This window comes from Hanamia caeni, assembly GCF_003721595.1.
GTDB lineage: Bacteria > Bacteroidota > Bacteroidia > Chitinophagales > Chitinophagaceae > Ginsengibacter > Ginsengibacter caeni.
Genome location: NZ_RJJR01000002.1, coordinates 369,475 through 391,533 on the forward strand (window position 1 = coordinate 369,475; position 22,059 = coordinate 391,533).

Genomic DNA, 22,059 nt, shown 5'->3' on the forward strand with positions numbered 1-22,059 from the left:
ACGCGCAGAGGCTTTATAATTGTTTTACCTTGTCAACACGCATTAGAGGTTAATTTTTGCTCCTGCATTTAGATTAAATCCTTTCGTTGTAAATCCGCGCGTCACAAAATATTTTTGGTCAGTAATATTTTGTAAATCTGCAAAAAGTGTAAACATCTTTTTGGGTTGATATTGCCCATACAATCCCAAGGTATAATATCCGTTTAATTTGTAAGAAGGCCCGTTGTATTGAGGTTCAAACGATTCACTCACGGTTTTAAATTTCACAGATAAAAATAATTCTTTGGCAGCCTGCACACTGAGTGATAAATTAAAAACATTTTTTGGCCTCTTGTAAAGGTTGAAGTAAGAAGTATCTTTAGCTGCGCTGCCGGCAGTAAAAATCTTACCATCCACATAGGTATAATTTAAGTCAGCAGAAAATATGGGTGAAAACTTGAAATGCGCTTCAGCTTCAATGCCGTAATCCTGTTGCTTGTCCGCATTTATATATTTGTTAGCATAAGTGATTGGGTCAGTATAAAAGTAAAAAATATCTTTTCCGTTTCTGGCAAAACCAGTTATCCGGGCATTTATATCATTTGAAAAATACTGAAAACCTGCTTCAACGCTGGTGGTAACTTCCGGTTTCAAATTTCTATTCCCATATTCTGAATATAACTGGTAGATGGAGGGCACCCGGTAGCCGGAAGAAGCGCTGGCATAAATTTTATAATGATTTTTAAGAATAAAAAACGGGTTAAATGAATAGGTAAAATTTGAACCATATATATTGTGATGATTGTACCGGCTGCCGATTTGCGCATTCAACCCCTTCAATCTTTTCAACATTAAAGATGCATACAAACTATACTGGCTGGTTTTTGCAGAATCTGAAGAAATAGGCACAGCCGGAAAACCATAATCAGGAAAAAAAATATACAACTGGTCGCTTGAATTTTGCCTGAAATCTGCGCCGGTCAGCAGCTCAATGTGTTTTGCAAGACGGAGACTTGCATATATTTCAGCAAAATTGGATGAGCCATTGTATTTTGCTTTTTGATATTTTGAAAAGCCTCCCACGTCAGTAGAATCATCTTCGTAATTCCTGTTGAAGCGGTTATAATTGTATTGCAGCCTGATGAATCCTTTATTAAGTGTATAATCTATTGAAGTACCTGCTATAAAATTATTATTATGATTTGTATAATCCTTGTCGTCTCTGAAAGCGCCTGCATCAATATCTGCATGGTTGCTATTGTATTTTGTAAAAACATGCACAGATGTATTTTTCAGTGGTTTTAGGCTGTACTTCAGCATTACGGCATCCTGGTTAAAACCGTCATCGTCAAAATTATTTTTCCCGGTAGAATCGTAAGCCGATGAAAATCCCCGGCTATAAATTCTGTTGTAAGATGCAAAAAACGTTTGTCCCTTACCGTTATTGCCGCTTAATGAAATTCCGTCTTTGTAAGTCTGGTAACTACCTGCAGAAAAATTCATATTAAGGCTCAGCGGTTTTGGAGATGATTTGCGCGTGATGATATTAATCACCCCGGCCACCGCGTCTGAACCATATAAGGTAGATTGTGCTCCTTTTAAAATTTCAATTCTTTCGATATTGTCCAATGCAAAATTATTCAGGTCAAACTCACTGCTGATGCCTGATGCGTCATACAACGGCACGCCGTCAATGAGGATTAATGTATTGGCAGATGATGCACCGCGGGTATAAACCGTTTGGTTAGTTCCCAGGTTATTATCCGCTCCGTTTATGGTAATTCCGGGTTGATTGTTAAGCACTCCGCCTAACGATTTTCCAAAACTTTTTTGTAGCTCTTCATGAGTGATTACGTTTACAACTTTGCCCGTTTGCGATTGTTTTAATAACGACTTTGTGGGTGTAACCACTACCTCGTCCAGTGTGGTAACAGAAGAATCCTGTTGTGCCCAACCATAACTGCTGATAAATACAGCAGCCGCAATAAAAAATCCTTTTTTCATTTACAAAAATTTTTTTTGTGACTGCTTCCGATTAAAGAAAGAAATATAAATGCCTCCCCGGCTTTTACACTTCATGCTTTTCACCCGAAAGCTTCGAATTGTTGACTCGTGACTGGCAGGTCTTCTGGCTTGGCTAATGTTGAACACCTTCCCATCCGCCACGGGCGAACAGTGGTATGAAGATTCAACACGGTGAATGGGATGGCCAACGATGAATTGATCTTTAATTGCCCAAACCCTTAATTCACTTGCCTTACAGCTACGGGGATAGCTCCGGAATTGAACCGGATTCCCTTTTTAATTCTCTGCCTGAGGCGGAGAAACCAATCAGGCTGCAAATGTAAAAGCAAAAAAATTGAAATTCAAAAATGGCGAGGCTGCTAACATTAAAATGCGCAGGAAAAAAATTGCGGATTATTTATTGCTTTGCTGTAAGACGCTGACTGCTACTGATTAAATTTTAGCGACACACCCGCATAAAAATTTCTTCCGGGGGCCGCGTTGTAATATCTTCCTGCTGCTGCGTTTATGTCGTAACCCAAACTGTATTTTGTATCCAAAATATTATCCGCGCCCGCAAAAATTATAGCGCCGGTTTTTTTATCCACATTGATTTTAAATCCCAGTTTCGCACCTAAAAGACTATAGGATGAACCATAAACAGAATTCGCATCGTTGAGCGCAATTTTATCTGAATAATTATAAGTTACGTTTAAAGTGAGGCCGGCTTTTGATTGCACGTCGATGCCTGCCACCACTACATTTGGCGCGGCGCCTGGCAATTTATTTTTTGAAAAATCATCATTTACCTGCTTAAAATTTCCATAATGAAAATCGTGTAAAGCATAGCTGGCCCATACTTTCGTAGCGCTGATAAATTGGCGCGGCCTGTCTGTTAATTGATACGAAGAGTACGCTTCTATTCCTTTTTGCTTGGTACTACCTGCATTCACATAATAATAAACGCCGTCCACATCAATTCGTTGCACTATGGTGTTGTTCAAATCAAACAGGAAGGCGCTTATATCAAAATAAAGTCTGTTACTCAAAGTAGCTCCTTTGAATCCCAATTCATAATCCATTCCATCTACAGGTTGCAAATTTTTTCCGAACAAACCATCCGACCTAAGTACTTCAGAAACTGTAGGCGGAGAAAAACCACGGGCAATGCTTACGTAGGCAGACATCTGTTTTTTCAATTGCTTAAGAACGGCGAGATGTGGCGCTATTTGATTTTTAAAAATTCTTTCCTGTGTGGTGGAAGGCCTTGCATGAAGATTTACATCACTGATAGAAGATTTGTTCATGCTGGCGCCGCCGGTTATTGACCAGCCTTTGGGCAATTCCAGGTTTGCCTGGGCAAAAATCATGTATTGCCAGTTGTTTAGATTATCGTCAGATTGTAATGAATCTGCAGTGCCGTGCAAGTTGCTATAATCTCTTGTATTAAAAAATCCTTTTTGAGCCTCCGCTCCGAAATCAATCTGGAGGTCGGATTGTTTAATTTTCTTTTTGAATTCAAATACGCTTCTGCCTCCAAAATGCGGCTCCTGGCGGTATTCATACACCCTGATGCCGGGGTTAGTAAAATCGGTATAAGATCCATACACTGAAGTCTTGTTATACCAATGATCATTGAACACGTAGTGACTACTAAATGACGTCAAAAATATCTTCTGATAAATGGCTGCTTTCGCCTGCACTGCGCCGGGAAACGGCCCCGCCGCAGGTCGTGCCTGTTTAGGGTCAGCATTGTATTGAGTAAGATTCAGGCCGCCGGGCGTTTGATAGTAGAGATCGCTGTAAGACATAAAAGCATGAAGCGATTGTTTGTCGCTTACTTTCAATTGGGTTTCCCAGTTCGCGATATCTCTGCGCATTTTTGCCTGTTGCCGGTATCCATCACTGGTTTGATGAGAAAAATTGAAACTGTTTCCCCGGTTGGCATTACCGGTTTTTACATTGGCATTGATGCTATGCGTGTTATAGCTTCCGGCTGAATAATCAATTGATGCTCCCGCATTCCATACATCGGGCAATGTATTAATAAGCATTGCTCCTCCGATTCCGGCGCCATATAAGCTGCTGGCAGGCCCTTTGACAATTTCTATTGAATTGAAATTGTAAAAGCTCAATTGATTTAAATAGGTATTGCCACTCGGGTCTGTAAGCGGAATATCATTCAAGTAAATTTTTACATCCCTCACACCAAATGGCGAGCGTAATGAACTGCCACGGATATTAAGCCGGTAGCTTCCCGGAGATCTTTCTTCCATACTTACACCGGGCGTAATATTGACGGCGGGCAAAATTGACAAGTTGCCAAAACGGTTTAACTGCGACTGCCCGATGACACTTACAGGCGCTGCGACCTTTATCAGGCTTCGGTTTTGTTCATACGCTTTTACAATCACATTTTCTAAAATCAGGGCCGAATCTTCGTTATAAATGTGTTGAGCTGAGACAGAAAACGGAAGTAATACAAAAATTATAAGGAAATGCTTCATCAGAGATATGTGCTTAATCAGGCACAAAAGTAACCAATAATATTTCTATCTTTCCTTTATGAAACTTACGAAGCAGCTTTCACTATTTGATTTTACAATCATTATGGTAAGCCTCGTAATTGGTATGGGAATTTTTCGTACGCCTTCCAATGTAGCCATGGCCGTGGGCAGCCCGGCCGTTTTTTATGCCGCCTGGATTGTGGGCGGATTCATTGCATTATGCGGCGCTCTTACCTATGCAGAAATTGGCAGCCGCATGCCGGTTACCGGCGGTTATTACAAAGTGATTGCCTTTGCGTATCATCCCTCGATTGCCTTTGCTATCAATTGTATCATCCTTGTTTCCAACGCGGCCTCGCTCGCGGCTGTTGCGCTGGTGGGTGGCGAATATATTACAGGGGTTTTAATTCCGGCGTCGCAGCAACAGCGATGGATATCTAATCCGGAAAACACGCTTTATATCCAACATTTACAAATTGGTATTGCTATTTGCGCTGTCATTATTTTTTATGGGCTTAATTTGATGGGATTAAAGATGAGTGCCCGCGCACAGAATATTCTGACAGTAATTAAAATCCTGATGGTGATTGCGCTGATAAGCCCTTTATTTTTTGCCGGCAGTTCTTCTGCAAATACAGTTGTTACTCATGTTTCCACCGCTTCTCCTGCATTCGTAGAATATTTAAAATCATTTGGCATTGGCCTGGTAGCGGTAAGTTTTACTTACGGTGGCTATCAGCAAACAATAAACTTTGGAGAAGAAGTAGTACAGCCGAAAAAAACCATTCCGCGCGGCATTTTTTTCGGAATCATCATTATTATCCTGCTTTATTTTTTTATCAATTATGCCTATGTAAATGTGATCGGTTTTGAGCGGTTAAAAACGGCAAAAAATATTGCAGCTATTATGGCTTCAAAAGTTTTTGGCCAAAATGCTGAAAAAATTCTATCCGTGTTGCTTTTTTTAAGTGTACTCGCCTACGTAAATATTACGCTGATGAGCAACCCGAGAGTAATGGCCGCCATGAGTGATGATAACATTTTGCCACCTGCATTTAAAAAACGAAACGTAAAGACAGAAGCACTTACCACTTCACTTACTGTTTTTTCAATCCTTTGCGTTTTTATCATTTTCTGGGCGAAGGAATTTGACACCATCCTGAGCTTTACCATTTTTTTGGATTGTTTTGGAATGGCGTTTTCGGCCGGATCCATTTTTATCATCCGGAAAAAAACTTCATACCTTGATGACAGCGGCATTTACATAATGAAACTTTATCCACTGTTGCCTTTGATTTTTATAGCGGCTTATGTATTTGTTGGAATCAGTATTTTAGTGACCAATACGAAAATATCCCTTGTTGGGCTGGCGGTATTGGCAGCATTTATTATTTTTTATTTTGTAGCAGAGAAATTAAAAGAACAAAAAAATATGCATCAATAAATCAAATGCAGTATCAGTTGTAAAAGTTAGTAAAGCAATAAATAGTAAGAATTTTATTTTGAAGAAATAATACACACTTAAGTTTAAATACAGAATCCATGGATTCGAAATCAATTTCATATATCATCAATGAGCTTGGAGAAGACAGGGAGAACTATTTTAATGCAGTTTCTCCGCCAATCATTCAAACCAGTAATTTTTCATTCACCAAAGTGGATCAGCTTCGCAAAGCATTTGAAGATGAATATTCTACTTTTTTATACAGCCGTGGCTTAAATCCAACTGTCCGGATTTTATCTCAAAAGCTTGCTGCGCTTGATGGAGCAGAAGATTGCCTGGTGTGCAACAGTGGCGCCTCGGCGATATTTGCCGCTGTTTTGTCGCAGGTGAAAAGCGGAGATCATATTATTTCTGTAGATCAACCTTATACATGGGCGCAAAAACTGTTCAATAATATTTTGCCGAAATTTGATGTGTCAGTGACGTATGTGGATGGAAGGGCTATAGAGAATTTTGAAGCTGCCGTGCGCCCAAACACCCGCATTATTTACCTTGAAACTCCGAATAGCTGGAGTTTTTATTTGCAGGAACTGGAAGCGGTATCAAAATTGGCGCGCTCAAAAAATGTTATTACTATCTGCGATAACAGTTATTGCACCCCATTATACCAAAGGCCAATTGATTTTGGCATTGACCTGGTTTTGCAAAGCGCTACCAAATATTTAAACGGCCACAGCGACGTGGTAGCCGGTGTATTAAGTGGCAAAAAAATATTGATTGAAAAAATTTTCAACAGTGAATATCTAAATATGGGAATTGGCATTTCTCCTTTTAATGCCTGGCTCATTCTTCGCGGATTAAGAACACTTCCTTCGCGTTTGGAAAAGAGTTCGATTACCACAAAAAAAATTATCAGTTACCTGGAAAGCCGTGACGAAGTAGAAGAAGTTCATTATCCGTTTAATCCAAACTTCCCTCAATATAAGCTCGCCCAAAAGCAAATGCTTGGCGCAGGCGGACTGTTTTCTTTTGTTCTGAAAACAAAAACCATCCGGGAGATTGAAAATTTTTGCGAGGGACTGAAACATATTTTAATGGCCGTAAGTTGGGGCGGCCACGAATCGCTGGTCATTCCCGGATGTGCATCCATAAGGCCAAATGAATTTGATCCGAATAATAAAGTTCACCGAAGATTGAGAATGTACACAGGCCTTGAAGAAGCGGATTATTTAATTGAAGATCTAGAAGGGGGCTTTAGTAAAATGGCTTAAGCTATTTAAAAAATCTTTTTTCAAAACTGTCATTTACAATAAAGCTTTTGCCACTTATCACAATTTTAACTCATTTGTGAACTTACTTTATGGCGTTCTTTTATATTTGCAAATGCAAAAATTTATAGTAACCGTACTTATTCTTTTTATAGCTACTGATATTTCTGCACAAAAAAAATGGACACTGCAGGAATGTGTGGATTATGCAATGGAGCATAATATTTCAATAAAACAATCAGCACTGCAGTCCGACCTTTCTGCTATAACTTATAAGCAAAGCAAGCTTTCTCAAATACCCACTGCTAATTTTTCTAACAGCGATGGCTATCGTTTTGGTAAATCTCAGAATCCATCTACCGGTATTTTGGAAAACCAGAATTACTTTACAGTTGGCTTAAATCTTCAGACCAGTGCCGAAATTTTTAACTGGTTTTCGAAAAAGAATACAATTCTTGCCAACGAATGGTCATTGGCAGCTTCCAAAGCTGCGACTGATAAATTGAAGAATGACATTGCTTTATCTGTTGCCAACTCTTACCTGCAGGTGCTGCTGGCGCGGGAGCAGGAAAAAATTGCAGAAGTGCAGGTAACACAATCACGCTCGCAACTGGAAATTGTGAATAAACAAGTTGCCGCTGGCTCTTTGCCTGAATTGAATGCAGTAGAGATTGAATCCCAATTGGCCAATGATACTTCTAATTTGATTACCGCTGCCGGAAATGTTACGCAGGCTAAATACGTGTTGATGTCTTATATGAACATTGATGCTGCCGATTCATTTGATGTAGATGAACCTCCGATTGACAAAATACCATTACAACCTATTGGCGATTTACAACCGGAAGACGTTTATGCATCTGCATTAAAAAATCTCCCTCAGCAAAAAGTGAACAACTTTAATATTAAGGCGGCTGAAAAAGATATGCTGGCCGCCAAAGGAGCGCTTTATCCCAGCATATCCGCATTTGGTGGCCTGAGCAATAGTTATGGATATTCGCGAACACCTTATTATACCCAGGTATTTAGCGGGTATAAGCAAAGCGGCCTTGTAGTAATGGATGCAATGGGCAATATTATTAACGATTACAATATTCAACAGCCCACGTTCGTGAACGGGCAGAAGAAATTTATTACGTCCCCCAATTTTGGAACCCAGTTTAATGACAACTTTGGGCAAACCATCGGTATAAGTTTGAGTGTCCCGATTTTTAATGGATGGCAGGCAAAGGCCGGTTACCAGCGTTCCAAAATCAATTTGCGGAATATGCAATACCAGGAGCAACTGGATAATCAAACCTTAAAGCAGGATATATACCAGGCTTATAATGCGGCAATAGTGGCCAGGCAAAAATTTGCTTCTTCATCAAAAGCTGTGGAATCGGCACAAAAAACCTACGATTATACATTGTTGCGATATAATGTAGGAATGATCGGAACGCTTGACCTGATAACCAATCAAAACAATTTATTTACGGCCAAACTGCAATATGTGATTAACCAGTTTGATTATATATTTAAAATGAAAGTGCTGGAATATTACAAAGGGCAGGGATTAAAGCTGGAATAAAAATTCTGTAGCCGGTGAAATTGGGCCGATGACAGACAAATTAAAGTAGTGTAAATTAAAAACTATAATGAATTAATTTAAAACCGGGCGCAACTTTTATGAATGGTGTAATTATCTTTTACAAACGCCGCGTTTTAAAATTCTATAAATAAAAATTATTTCAACAAAGCCCCGAAACACGCATTATGAATAAAACTCTTAAATGGATAATTATTGTTTTGGTAGTATTAATTGTAGCATTAATAGTACTGAAAAAAGCAGGAATAATAGGAAAAGATGAAGGCACCAAAGTAACCGCAGAGAAGGTAGCGCGACGCACAATTGTAGAGACCGTAAACGCCAGCGGTAAAATTTATCCGGTAGTGGAAGTTAAACTAAGCCCTGATATTTCCGGAGAAATAGTTGAGCTTGATGTGGCCGAAGGCGATAGCGTAAAAAAGGGCCAGGTGCTTGCGAAAATCTATGGCGATATTTATTTGACACAAAAAGACCAGGCAGAAGCTGTGGTTAAACAGCAACAGGCGCAGCTAGCCGATGCGCAGGCATCCATAGGCGCTTTGGAGGCGAATCTTGCACAGGCAAAGGAAACTTTCAACATGCAAAAGCAATTGTATGATCAAAAAGTGATTTCAAAAAATGAGTTCAACACGGCTGAAGCCAATTATAAATCAGCAATTGCAAATCTTAATGCGGCAAAAGAAGGCATACACGGTAGCATGGCTGGTGTGCAAAGCGCACAGGCTGCATTGCAAAAAGCCAATAAAGATTTAAGGCTGGCAACCCTTGTTTCGCCGATGGATGGAATTGTTTCCCTGTTGAGCGTAAAAAAAGGAGAAAGAGTAGTGGGAAGCTCAATGATGGCCGGAACAGAAATGATGCGCATAGCAGACATGAGCAAAATGGAAGTAAGAGTAGATGTTGGCGAAAATGATGTTCCCAAGGTAAGGCTTGGCGATAGTGCCACCATTGAAGTAGATGCTTATAACGACAGAAAATTCGCAGGCGTGGTTACACAAATTGCGAGCAGCAGCAATGGTGCTGCTACTCAAAGCGACCTTGCCAATACAACCACCGATGTTACCAATTATAAAGTGTATATCCGCTTAAATCCGGATTCTTATAGGGATTTGCTGGAGGGGCCGAACAAAAAAAGATTCCCCTTCAGGCCGGGAATGAGTGCCAGCGCAGATATTCAAACCAAAACACATGATAACGTTTTATCCATTCCAATCAATGCGGTAACTACAAGGGAAAAAAATGATTCTACCAAAGCGCCAGGCGCCAACAAGCCTGCTAGTGATGATGCAGCAGCTAACACAACCAATGTTGATGATTTGGATATTGTAGTATTTGTTGTACAGGCAGATGGTAAAGTAAAAATGCAAAAAGTAAAAACCGACATCCAGGATATTAATTACATAGAAATAACAGATGGGCTAAAAGAGGGCGATGAAGTGGTTACAGGCCCTTATGATGTGGTTTCGAAAACACTCAAAAATGGTGATAAAGTAAAGGTAGTTCCCAAAAGTGAAATTTTTAGCGCTAAGAAGTAATTACAATTGCTTCTTATAAAAAAGCAAGCGCTACAGAATAAAAACCGTGATGATTTGTGCCTTTACTGTTCCCGTCAAACCAGCGCATCGTATAATACTTCCACAGGATGCAAAGCCTTTACGCCGGTGCCGTCTTTTACCTGGTGGCGACAACTGGTGCCTCCCGAAGCGATGATGACATCAGGCGCTGTGCTCCTTACCGTTGGAAATAATACCAATTCGCCAATTTGCATAGACAAATCATAATGTTCTTTTTCAAAGCCAAAAGAGCCGGCCATGCCGCAGCAGCCGGAGCGGATTTCTTCTGCAGAATAGTTTTCCGGCAAAGACACCATTTTTAAAGTAGGCGCAGTGGACGATAAAGATTTTTGATGGCAATGCCCCTGCAATTTGATATGCCGTTTTTCTGTAGTAAACGAACTTTTTTTGATATTTCCTTTTTCGATTTCCCGGCCGATAAATTCATCAATGATAAAAACATTTTTAGCAAGCGCCCTTGCAGTGGCCAGGTTGGCTTCATCAGCCAAGTCTATATATTCATCCCGGAAAGTAAGGATGGCACTGGGTTCTATGCCCAACAGCGGTGTTTCTTCATTAATAATTTTACTGAATATTTTTATATTCTTATTAGCTATTTTTTTGGCGTGCCTTATCAGGCCTTTTGACATCCATGCTCTGCCGCTTTCCTCATGCTTAGTCATTAATACTTCATAACCCAGTTTTTCCAAAAGAAGGATGGCTTTAATACCGATTTCGGTATCGTTGTAATTGGTAAACTCATCACAGAATAAATAGACTTTTTTATTTTTCGTGTGACCATCACCGTTAGCTTTATTTTTTCTTTTCTCAAACCATTTTCGCAAACTGGTTTTATACAAAGTAGGCATCGAACGTTTTAATGCAAAGCCAGAAAAGCGTTTTACCATATTACTAACCACGGGAGCAGTCACCATCCAGTTGTACACACCGGGAGCAATAGAACCCATTTTAGCAGACTTGGCAAAGTTGGCAATAAGCTTGGCACGGAAAGGCACGCCGTTGGCATCGTAATATTGCTGAAGAAATTCAGCCTTTAGTTTCGCTACATCCACGCTTGAAGGACATTCAGATTTGCAACCTTTGCAACTAAGGCAAAGGTCCATTACTTCATGAATTTCTTCATGATCAAAACGATTGATTTTGGTTGAATTGGTAAGAAACTCTCTAAGAATATTTGCTCTTGCCCTCGTGGTATCTTTTTCGTTTTTAGTGGCCATGTATGAAGGGCACATGGTACCGCCGGTAAGATGAGTTTTTCTGCATTCGCCGGTGCCGTTGCACTGTTCAGCATGCTGTAAAATATCCTGGTTGTGAAACCGGAATACGGTGTTGAACTTTGGCGTCTTCTGTCCCGGAGTATAGCGCAGATGCGTATTCATCGGCGGTGTATCTACAATTTTATTCGGATTAAAAATATTATCGGGGTCCCAGGTGTGTTTAATATTTTCAAATAACTTGTAATTCTTTTCGCCCACCATCTGTTTGATAAATTCTCCACGCAGTCTTCCATCGCCATGTTCGCCGCTTAGGGAGCCTTTGTATTTTTTTACAAGTGCAGCAATTTCCTGTGCGATTGCGCGGAACAAACGGTTGCCCTCTTCCGTTTTTAAATTGATGATGGGCCGCAGGTGAATCTCGCCCGAACCAGCATGCGCATAATGAACAGAATATAAACCGTACTTTTTCAGGATAACGTTAAATTCTTCGATATACGCCGGTAAATCAGCGGTGTCCACCGCCGTATCTTCGATTACAGGAACAGCTTTGTCATCTCCGGGAAGATTGCTAAGCAAGCCCAGGCCTGCCTTTCGTAAAGTCCATATCTTTTTTGTGTCATCTCCAAACAACAACGGAAAGTGGTAACCGAATCCCATCTCACGCATTTCGGCTTCGCATTGCTTTGCAATTTCTATTACGCCTTCATGGGTGGGCGCAGAAAATTCTATCACCAAAATTGCTTCCGGATCGCCTTGTACAAAAAACCGGTTTTTGCTTTGCTCGATGTTTTCCTTAGTACATTCTAAAATGTAATGATCTATCAGTTCACTGGCTCGTGGTTTATATTTCAAGGCGATTAAATTTCCTTTTAGCGCCTCATCAATGGAATTAAAATGTACGCACATTAAGCCTGTTTCCTTTGGTGGAAGAGGCACTACATTTAATTTAATGTCCGTGATAAAAGCCAGTGTACCCTCTGAGCCCGCTATCAATTTGCAAAAATTAAAATCTTCTTTTCCCGCGATAAACGGCGCTGAGTTCATCAAAATATCCAAAGCATATCCCGTGTTTCTTCTTTCAACCGTTTCCTTCGGAAATTCTTTTAATATCTCCTGCTGGTTATCATAACTGCTCAGAATGGTTCTTATATTTTTGTAGATAGCAGCTTCCAGGGTATTGCCTTCGCATTTCTCGTGAAATTCGTCCAGGCTTACCGTTTTAAAAACAGCCTCGCTGCCATCACTGAGCAGCGTAGTTACTTCCAGCAGATGCTCCCGTGTGCTTCTATATACAATTGAATTAGAGCCGCAGGAATTATTACCCACCATTCCGCCCATCATAGCCCGGTTGGCGGTAGAAGTTTCAGGGCCGAAATACAAGCCGTAGGGTTTTAAAAACATATTCAGCTCATCGCGGATAACACCGGGCTGCACACGGACCCAACGTTCCTGTTCATTAAGCTCAATAATTTTGGTAAAATATTTTGACACATCCACAACGATGCCTTTGCCCACTACCTGGCCCGCAAGCGAGGTGCCGGCGGCTCTTGGTATGATAGAAGCATGATGTTTTTTTGCGAATAATATTATCTTTTTTAAATCATCAACTGATCTGGGGATTGCGACAGCCAAAGGCTTTTCCTGGTAAGCTGAAGCGTCGGTAGCATATAGTTGGCGTATGGTATCATCGGTAAATAATTCACCCTCTAACTGGCGGGATAAATCTTTCAACTTCTCCATTTTAAAATTTCTTTTTTAAAAAACGGTAAAGCTAAAAAGTTTTAAACAGCAAAACATACATATTTATTTTTTTACTTTCTCTGACAGGCATTCTTAATAAAAAAAATGCTTACTTCCATTGCAAGGTGTTGATAAGGTGTTTCATATCCTGCTGCAGAAAGGCGTTCACAGGCCTCAGCGAATCTTCATTAGGGGTGGCATCAAAATATAAGGCACCTCTTAAAAAATGCTTTACGCTATCAGTAAGAAAAAATTGTTTGGCGGTGGCTACATTACCTGAAACCTTAAAAAAAACACCCGAAATATTATTGGGCGTATGCATCAGGCTGTCTTCAATGGAATAAGCTTTTACATCATTTTTATAAGTAAGATTAAATGCGTCGTTCACCATTTTGTCAAAACTGTTAATACCTACAGAATCGCGGTAAGTGCCGTCTCTGTTTTTAATTTTATAAACCGAAGTACCTCCTATTTGTTTGTAGCTGATAAAGATAGTGCCGTTGAAAGTAGGAAACTCAATATTAATCCAATAGGGATTTTTGGAGCCTTCCTCAAAATAGCTGGAATCTTTTGCAATTTTCGCATATACCGGATATTCAAATGTATAAGGATAGCCAGGCTGATTGAATGATGTATATTTTTTTTCAGGAAAATCAATTTTAAAATATCCCGTCTTCTTCGAGGTATAATTTGAATTGCAACTGAGAATAAGCAAAGCAAACGGGAAATAAATGATTCGCCGCATCGTCCGGGTTTTTATTCAGTTAAATAGGATTTACTTTCCTTGTTTTTGTTTTAATGTAAGCTTCACTTTCGCAATGCGGTTTTTATTAATCTCAAGCACTGTAAAAATATAATTATTGGTTTCAAACTGTTGGTTTATAGTAGGAAATTCCCCGGCTATTTCCAAAATCAAACCCGCTAAGGAATCACTTTCTCCCCGCAAAAGGTCAAAGGTATGGGTTGGAATTTTTAATACCCTGCAAAGATCATTTATCATTGTTTTGCCTTCAAATATATAGTTATAATCATCAATTTTTTTATTGCCGCTTTGCTCATCATCAAATTCATCTTGTATATCGCCAATAATTTCTTCCATGATATCTTCCAGCGTAATAATGCCCGATGTGCCCCCAAACTCATCAACTACGACAGCCATATGAATTCGTTTGTTCCTAAAATCCTGTAATAAGTCTTCAATCAGCTTTTGTTCGTGCACATAAAATACCGGCCGCATCAATGGATGCCAGTCAATTTCCTTATCATTAAGATGCGACAATAAATCTTTTGTATGAAGAATTCCAACAATTTCATCAAGATTGCTTTTGTAAACGGGCAGCCGGGAATAGGAATAATCTTTTACTTTTTCCAAAACAGTAGTAAACGGCACAGAAGCGTCAATGCCTGTCACATCGAGGCGCGGCCGCATGGTTTGCTTAACGGTGGTATTGCTGAATTTCCGGATACCCTTTAAAATCTGTTTTTCTTCGCTGGAGGCTTTATTGTCGGGCAATAAATCAATGGCATCATCCAGTTGCGAATCATCTTTTATCTCATTGCCTGATTTGAATGCACGTTCGATAGAAGAATCCAGGCCTACAAGCTGCAAACTAATTCCTGACAGCATGCTGTTAAAGACATCAACCACCATCGAAGCCGTTGAAGCGAACCAAATCTTATGATGGGCCGCCCACACTTTGGGAAGAACTTCGCAAAATAAAATTAACACCAGTGAGATGATAATAATCTTTAAAAGAAAACTAATGACAAAATGCAGATCAAGGGTTGTAATCCATTGGTCAAGCAGAAGGTTAGAAATTAAAATAATTCCAATATTTACAAAAGTGTTGGCGATAAGCAGCGATGCCATCAGGCTTTTCGGATTTTCCAGTAATGTTACAATTCTTTTATAGGAAGGTTGCTGGCGGGTTTTAAGCATATTTATATCCTTCAATGTGAGCGAAAAATAAGCCATTTGCGAACCTGAAAATAAAAATGACAGGATGAAAAGCACCAGCAAGATGAAAAACAGGATGGTAGTTACCGAAGTGTTGATAATGGCTAATATTGTGAGCAATTGCAAAACTATTTGATGACCAAATTAAGGTTTAAAAATAAGAATCATTGAATTCTGCTTTCAGATATCTTTTTCAGTAGAATCGTTTAAGCCGCTATCTGAATGTTCTTTCGGGTTATCAGGATTGGCCTCGCTCCGCTTGTCAAGCAAAATAAGATTATCGGCGATGATTTCTGTTGTAGCCTTTTTATTGTGGTCCCTGTCTTCCCAATACCGGGTTTTCAGGTGGCCTTCTATATAAACAAGGCTGCTTTTGTGTAAATATTTTTGAGCCAGCTCTGCAAGGCCGCGCCATAAAACAATATTATGCCATTCAGTTTGGGAAATGGCTTTACCGTTCTTATCCTTATAGGTTTCTGTGGTGGCTAATGGAAATTTGGATACGGGAATGTTTCCTTCAAGGTATTGGATATCCGGGTCTTTGCCCAGGTTTCCAATTAACATTACTTTATTAAGTCCACGCATAATGCTGTGTTTTCTCCTTTAAAAAATTCAATTTAAAGATACATTTTTATCTTTTAAATAAGAGGTGACTAATTTGGGAAAAGGCAATAATTCCAACTGGCTTTTATCTGCGGGGAAATAATCTTTATAAAAAACCGGTTCATTAACTTCTATATGTATAAACCGTCCCGTGATAATCTGGTGAGTAAGCCTTTGCGATTTTTCGGCTGAAATAAAATTGATGGTATAATTTCCCGGATTTAAAATCTGACGTATTTGTTCCTTTACTGCTTTTTCATTTAACAATTCGTCTGTTTCTAACAGGATAAATTCATACAGGTTTTCCCAGATGTCTTTATCCGTTCTTTTATGCACATAAAAAGTGTTTTTATAGTGAACCAATAAATAATTAAAAAACCTGTTTTTTAAAGTAAGTTTTTTAGTATTGACAGGTAATACGCTCACTTTTTTCTGTTGGAAGGCGATGCATTTTTTTTGAAAAGGGCATTCCAAACACAAAGGGGCAGCGGGTTTACAAACAACTGCGCCAAAATCCATTAAAGCCTGGTTATAAATTCCGGGATTTTTTTTATCAAGAAGTGATTGGGCAAGTTTGCCATAATATTTCTTGCCTTCGGTTGTATTTACCGGAATTTCAATTCCAAAAAATCTTGACAGAACCCTGAAAACATTTCCATCCAAAACAGCATAAGGAAGGTTAAAAGCAAAGGATGCAATAGCGGCGGCAGTGTAGCTTCCTATGCCTTTTAAGGCGATTATCTCTTCATAGTTGCGTGGAAATTCTCCATTTCTTTCGTAATAAATTTGTTTGGCCGATAACATTAAATTTTTGCATCTTGAATAATATCCCAATCCTTCCCATAATTTGTAAACCTCCTTTTCATCGGCAGTCGCCAGCGATTTAATGTCGGGGAAAGCCTTTATAAACCGATTATAATAGTCAAGGCCCTGCTGCACCCTGGTTTGTTGCAAAATAATCTCGCTAATCCACACGCGGAAAGGATTAGACTCGCCTTTCCAGGGCATTTGCCTTGTATTTTCGTATTGATTCCATCTAAGGAGCGTTTTTGAAAAAAATTTAAGATTTTCCATTAAAGCGAAATAAGTATATTATGCTCCGGTTTGAAAAAAGATTAGCCGGATTTATGAAATAATAAAAAAAAACATACACAAAAGATATTATAGCAAGTTATTACAATAAAGATTGGTAAATTTGTCTAACCTGGTTGAATCGATGTTTAAAAAACACATTTTAATTTTCATCTAACTAAAAAGAGTTTAAAATGAGAAAAGCAGATTTAATTAACCGGATATCCGAAAATACGGGAATCGCTAAGGTTGATGTTCTTGTAACGCTTGAAAACTTATTCAAGGAAGTGAAGAAATCACTAACTGAAGGTGAAAATATTTATATCAGGGGTTTCGGCAGTTTCATTACCAAAAAAAGAGCTGCTAAAATTGGCCGTAATATCAAAAAAAATACCGCGGTAGAAATTCCTGAACACTATATTCCCGCCTTCAAACCTTCTAAAGAATTTGTTGATCAAATCAAAGGAAAGAACCTTTCTTAAAAGCCCTTAATGCATTAACTTTGCACCCTGAAAAATTAAGAATCAATTTTGAATAAAAGAATCATCTTAGCAGGGCTTGGGGCTATACTAGTATTCGTACTTTTTTTCTTTGGCAAAACAGCAACCACCAAAAAAGAAATGCCGGCCGCGGCAAAGGCCGAAACGCCCCAGTTTAATATAAAAGATTCCCTCACTGCCGAAAAGCACAAATTATCACCTGAACGCCTTGTTTTTGTAAACAACATTGAAAATAATATCAGCCGGGGCGATTTAAAACACCAGGAAGTTAATCAATATACTAACCTGGCTAATTTTTGGAAAGATTCGGTTGGAAGTTTTATCCCCTACGCCTACTATCTTAGCGAGGCTGCCAAATTGGATAATTCAGAAAAAAAGCTCACCTTTGCAGCCCGGTTAATTTTAGAGAATATGAAACGGGCGGACGATCCGGCCCAAAAAGTGTGGGAAGCTCAAACAGCAGCCGATCTTTTTGAGAGAGCAATAAAGCTGGATCCTGATAATAATGATCTTAAAGTTGGACTGGGAAGTTGCTACGTGTATGGTGAAGGAATGATTGGAAACGCTGAACAAACCATGAAAGGAATTCAGCAATTGCTGGAAGTAGTGAAAAAAGATTCTAATAATATGCAGGCCCAGATGGTTTTGGGAATTGGTGGTGTTATTTCGTCCCAATACGACAAAGCCATTGAAAGGTTAAAAAAGGTAGTGGATTTTGACCCACACAATCTTGAAGCCGTTTCCTGGCTTGCCGATGCTTATGCCGCTTCAGGCGACAAGCAAAATGCAATAAAATGGTATGAGCAAAGTGAACACCTGGTTAATAATCCGGCGTTTACTAAAGAGATCAACGAGCGAATAAGAGCATTGAAGGAAAATCAATAGTTTTTTAGCAAAGTAACAATGGCAAATAGATTAAAACTTATTTGTCTTTTTATAAAAAAAATTAAAATTATTTATTTATGCCATGTGGTAAAAAGAGAAAACGCCATAAAATCGCAACTCACAAGCGTAAAAAGCGTTTAAGAAAGAATCGACATAAGAAGAGGTAATTATTTGCACTCTTTTACTTTCGCCTGCCGGCATATCCGGCTTTATCCTTTTGCTTCTGTTGTTAAAAAACGGAATAAAGAAATTAAAGTTTGAACAAGGAACTTATTATAAATGCTGCCCCACAGGCAGTTGAGATAGCCTTACTTGAGGATAAAAAGCTCGTGGAAATGCATAATGAAAATGCAAATTCAAGCTTTGGAGTTGGCGATTTGTACCTAGGAAAAGTTAAAAAATTAATTCCGGGTCTTAATGCGGCCTTTATTGATGTTGGCTTTGAAAAAGATGCATTTCTTCACTATTCCGATTTAAGCCCTTACATCCGGTCTATTCTGAAGTTTACAAAACTGGCGACGAATGATACATCGCCGGAAGGAATGAATTTTGAAAATTTCCAGGTAGAGCCTGAAATTGTAAAGACCGGAAAAATTGCCGAAGTACTTAGCGGAAAGCCAAATATCCTGGTTCAGATATTAAAAGAACCCATAGCCGCCAAGGGCCCCCGCCTTAGTTGCGAAATCTCGCTACCGGGCCGGTATGTAGTGCTTACGCCTTTTAACGATATTATTGCTGTTTCCAGGAAAATTCATTCATCAGAAGAAAGAAAAAGGTTACAAAAAATCATAGAAGCAGTAAAGCCAAAAAATTTTGGAGTTATTGTTCGTACAGCAGCAGAAGGCAAACCTGCTGCTGAACTTCATGACGATTTGTTGGGACTGATTGCCACATGGAAAAATATGCAGCAAAACCTGAAAGGGGCTGTTCCGCCTACTAAAATCCTGTCAGAGGAAGGCAAAACCAACAGCATTCTGCGCGACCTGCTCACAGAAGATTTCAATAAAATAGTGGTGAATGATAAGAACATTTACAACGATACCAAAACATACCTTCATCGTATAGCTCCTGAAAAGCTGGATATTCTTTCTTTTTATAATAACGGTTCCCCTGTATTTGACGCTTATGGCGTTACCCGACAGGTAAAAGCTTCTTTCGGCAAAACAGTCAATTTGCCAAGTGGCGCTTATCTTATAATTGAGCACACAGAAGCTTTGCATGTTATTGATGTAAACAGCGGTTATAAAAGCGTCGGGAATAACCAGGAACAAAATGCACTTGAAACCAACCTGGAAGCAGCTGCGGAAATTGCGCGGCAGTTGAGGTTAAGAGATATTGGCGGCATTATCGTGGTTGATTTTATTGATATGAAGCTTCCTGAAAATAAAAAGAAGCTGGCAGAGCAAATGGACCTGTTCATGAGGAAAGACAGGGCAAAACATGCAGTTCTTGCTATCAGCAAGTTTGGCCTGATGCAGATAACCCGCCAGCGCATGAAGCCTGAGACTAATATCAACACCATGGAACTTTGCCCCAGTTGCGGCGGTACAGGCAAAGTGTCTTCTACACTGGTGCTTGAGGATGAGATCGAAAAAAATCTTAGTTACCTTATTATGCAAAAGCATAAAGGATTAACCATTGAAGTACATCCGATTCTATATGCTTACCTCACAAAAGGCTTCCCGTCAAAGCGCATGAAATGGAGAATTAAGTTTAAGGAAAGAATAAAAATCCAGCCTAACACAAATTACCACCTTACCGAATTTCATTTTTTTGATAAGAGCAATGAAGAAATCAAACTTCAATTGTAATCTTTTTTAGATCCTTTTGGGTTAAAAGTACTTGTTTATTTTTCAGTTGTTAGTTTTGTAAAACATTTTTTATTCCTTAAATAAAAAAATCATGGATTATCAACCCGACAAAGACAGGTATGAAAACATAAATTACAGGCGCTGCGGAAACAGCGGCATCAAATTGCCCGTTTTATCACTCGGCCTTTGGCATAATTTCGGAGCTGCAGATGATTATGAAAATTGCCGTAGTATTTTACATGCTGCGTTTGATAATGGAATTACACACTTTGACCTGGCCAACAATTATGGCCCTCCGCCGGGCGCCGCCGAAATAAAATTTGGAAAAATTTTTCAACAGGATTTCAGACCTTTTCGTGATGAATTGATAATTTCTTCTAAGGCCGGATATCAAATGTGGGATGGCCCCTATGGGGATTGGGGTTCAAAAAAATATCTCCTTTCGAGCCTTGATCAAAGCCTCAAGCGGATGGGGTTAGACTATGTAGATATTTTTTATCATCATCGGCCAGATCCTGAAACGCCGCTGGAAGAAACAATGAGCGCCTTGGATCTTGTAGTGCGCCAGGGAAAGGCGCTCTATGTAGGAATTTCAAACTATAAACCTGCTGAAGCGAAAAAAGCAATTGATCTGTTACGAAACTTAGGCACGCCATGCCTGCTTATTCAGCCAAGATATAATATGTTTGACCGTTGGGTCGAAGACGGACTGCTGGATGTGATAGAAAACGAAAAGATTGGCTGTATTACTTTTTCATCCCTGGCGCAAGGGCTGCTCACAGACAAGTATCTGAATGGAATTCCCGCGGATTCAAGAGCTGGCCGTCATCTTAAAAACGGCGCCATCACAGAATCGCAAATAACAGAAGACAAAGTCAAAAAAGTAAAAGAGCTGAATAAAGTGGCTGCCGGCAGGAACCAATCATTAGCCCAAATGGCACTGGCGTGGGTATTAAAGGATGAAAGAATTACTTCTGTAATACTGGGAGCGAGCAAACCCACGCAAATAGCAGGTAGCATTAAAGGAACCGGTAATATTCATTTTTCAAAAGAAGAACTTGAGAAGATTGATTTGATATTGCAACAGTAAATTCGTGTACACAACGCCGTTATATTTCAGAATATGACTTCAAAAAATATTCTCGCATTAAGTAGTTCCCGTGTTGGAAGCTCCGGTTACCTGGAAAAAGCTGCGCCGGTCATCAATGAATTTCTTGGCAGTAAACCAACGAATATTGCGTTTTTTGGATTTGCAGATGCAGATAAAAATTATGAAGAATATGGTCTTTCTGTTCAGAACGGCTTAAAGAATCCGGACCTAAAAATAAGCGTGGTTTTGCCCTCAAACGCAATTTCTGTAATTGAAAATAGTGATGCAATATTAGTCGGCGGGGGAAATACTTTTAAATTAATTCATGACCTGCAGGAATTAAATTTATTGAATGTTATTCGTGAAAAGATAAATAACGGAATACCTTATATCGGCTGGAGCGCGGGTTCCAACATTTTAGCGCCCACAATTTCTACGACCAATGATATGCCGATTATTGAACCCCAATCATTCAATGCGCTTAATCTTTTTTCCTTCCAGATAAACCCTCATTATTTTAATCAAAACATAGAAGGCTTTAATGGCGAAAGCCGCGATGATCGTTTAAAGGAATTTTTAAAAATGAATCCAAGCGTGCCTGTTGTAGGTTTACCAGAAGGAAGTTATTTAAAATTGGAGAATAATTTTCTGCAATATTTTGGTGAAAACGATGGGGTATTATTTCGATCGGAAATTGATGCGGCGGGATTTTCAAAAAAGGTTATTCAATCAACTGCTGATATTTCAATTCTTTTATAAAATTCAAATTTGTCAACCTCCCAATTGCATCCGTACGCGCTGACTTCAATAAAAAAAACCAT

At 39.3% G+C, this 22,059-nt stretch carries 16 protein-coding genes and 1 riboswitch; of the genes, 9 read left to right on the forward strand and 7 right to left on the reverse strand.

All coding sequences use genetic code 11. The annotated features are described in order from the left end of the window. Positions 1 to 42: 42 nt before the first annotated feature. A complete protein-coding gene (locus tag EFY79_RS21870; protein ID WP_123119549.1) occupies positions 43 to 1,983 on the reverse strand; it encodes a TonB-dependent receptor plug domain-containing protein in 1,941 nt (646 codons plus the stop codon). Positions 1,984 to 2,080: 97 nt separating this feature from the next. After that, a riboswitch (cobalamin riboswitch) is annotated at positions 2,081 to 2,326 on the reverse strand. Positions 2,327 to 2,429: 103 nt separating this feature from the next. After that, entirely contained in the window at positions 2,430 to 4,490 is a 2,061-nt protein-coding gene (locus EFY79_RS04825; RefSeq protein ID WP_123119550.1) for a TonB-dependent receptor, read from the reverse strand. A 58-nt stretch (positions 4,491 to 4,548) separates the two neighbouring features. Here EFY79_RS04825 and EFY79_RS04830 point away from each other — a divergent pair, with 58 nt between their 5' ends. The 4 genes from EFY79_RS04830 (at position 4,549) to EFY79_RS04845 (ending at position 10,325) form a co-directional block, all read left to right on the forward strand. Next, positions 4,549 to 5,934, forward strand: a complete 1,386-nt coding sequence (locus EFY79_RS04830; protein WP_123119551.1) for an APC family permease — start codon at positions 4,549 to 4,551, stop codon at positions 5,932 to 5,934. A 98-nt stretch (positions 5,935 to 6,032) separates the two neighbouring features. Further along, complete coding sequence (locus tag EFY79_RS04835) at positions 6,033 to 7,205, forward strand: trans-sulfuration enzyme family protein (protein ID WP_123119552.1); 1,173 nt, start codon at positions 6,033 to 6,035, stop codon at positions 7,203 to 7,205. Between the two features lie 112 nt (positions 7,206 to 7,317). After that, the gene (locus EFY79_RS04840; RefSeq protein ID WP_123119553.1) at positions 7,318 to 8,772 is read left to right on the forward strand and encodes a TolC family protein; all 1,455 of its coding nucleotides are present in this window, start codon (positions 7,318 to 7,320) and stop codon (positions 8,770 to 8,772) included. A 185-nt stretch (positions 8,773 to 8,957) separates the two neighbouring features. Further along, positions 8,958 to 10,325: an efflux RND transporter periplasmic adaptor subunit gene (locus EFY79_RS04845; RefSeq protein WP_123119554.1), complete on the forward strand. Its 1,368-nt coding sequence runs from the start codon at positions 8,958 to 8,960 to the stop codon at positions 10,323 to 10,325. Positions 10,326 to 10,399: 74 nt separating this feature from the next. On the opposite strand, the gene EFY79_RS04850 is transcribed toward EFY79_RS04845, so the two are convergent. From EFY79_RS04850 to mutY, 5 genes are all read right to left on the reverse strand, one after another. Further along, on the reverse strand, positions 10,400 to 13,321 hold the full coding sequence (locus EFY79_RS04850) for an FAD-binding and (Fe-S)-binding domain-containing protein (RefSeq protein WP_123119555.1): 2,922 nt from the start codon (positions 13,319 to 13,321) through the stop codon (positions 10,400 to 10,402). A gap of 109 nt (positions 13,322 to 13,430) precedes the next feature. Next, positions 13,431 to 14,066 carry a gliding motility lipoprotein GldD gene (gldD, locus tag EFY79_RS04855; protein ID WP_199727436.1) on the reverse strand — a complete coding sequence of 212 codons (636 nt, stop codon included), beginning with the start codon at positions 14,064 to 14,066 and terminating at the stop codon, positions 13,431 to 13,433. 30 nt (positions 14,067 to 14,096) lie between these two features. Next, complete coding sequence (gene gldE / locus EFY79_RS04860) at positions 14,097 to 15,398, reverse strand: gliding motility-associated protein GldE (RefSeq protein WP_233577919.1); 1,302 nt, start codon at positions 15,396 to 15,398, stop codon at positions 14,097 to 14,099. 60 nt (positions 15,399 to 15,458) lie between these two features. Further along, positions 15,459 to 15,863 carry a single-stranded DNA-binding protein gene (locus EFY79_RS04865; protein WP_123119557.1) on the reverse strand — a complete coding sequence of 135 codons (405 nt, stop codon included), beginning with the start codon at positions 15,861 to 15,863 and terminating at the stop codon, positions 15,459 to 15,461. A 27-nt stretch (positions 15,864 to 15,890) separates the two neighbouring features. After that, on the reverse strand, positions 15,891 to 16,955 hold the full coding sequence (gene mutY, locus EFY79_RS04870) for an A/G-specific adenine glycosylase (protein WP_123119558.1): 1,065 nt from the start codon (positions 16,953 to 16,955) through the stop codon (positions 15,891 to 15,893). Positions 16,956 to 17,146: 191 nt separating this feature from the next. Here mutY and EFY79_RS04875 point away from each other — a divergent pair, with 191 nt between their 5' ends. From EFY79_RS04875 to pepE, 5 genes are all read left to right on the forward strand, one after another. Beyond that, the gene (locus EFY79_RS04875) at positions 17,147 to 17,434 is read left to right on the forward strand and encodes an HU family DNA-binding protein (protein WP_123119559.1); all 288 of its coding nucleotides are present in this window, start codon (positions 17,147 to 17,149) and stop codon (positions 17,432 to 17,434) included. A 48-nt stretch (positions 17,435 to 17,482) separates the two neighbouring features. Then, entirely contained in the window at positions 17,483 to 18,337 is an 855-nt protein-coding gene (locus EFY79_RS04880) for a tetratricopeptide repeat protein (protein WP_123119560.1), read from the forward strand. Positions 18,338 to 18,594: 257 nt separating this feature from the next. Next, the gene (locus EFY79_RS04885) at positions 18,595 to 20,148 is read left to right on the forward strand and encodes an Rne/Rng family ribonuclease (protein WP_123119561.1); all 1,554 of its coding nucleotides are present in this window, start codon (positions 18,595 to 18,597) and stop codon (positions 20,146 to 20,148) included. A 91-nt stretch (positions 20,149 to 20,239) separates the two neighbouring features. Beyond that, complete coding sequence (gene mgrA / locus EFY79_RS04890) at positions 20,240 to 21,238, forward strand: L-glyceraldehyde 3-phosphate reductase (protein WP_123119562.1); 999 nt, start codon at positions 20,240 to 20,242, stop codon at positions 21,236 to 21,238. A 33-nt stretch (positions 21,239 to 21,271) separates the two neighbouring features. After that, positions 21,272 to 21,997 (forward strand): dipeptidase PepE, encoded by a 726-nt coding sequence (gene pepE, locus EFY79_RS04895; RefSeq protein ID WP_123119563.1) that lies wholly within the window; start codon positions 21,272 to 21,274, stop codon positions 21,995 to 21,997. The last annotated feature ends 62 nt before the right edge of the window (positions 21,998 to 22,059 follow it).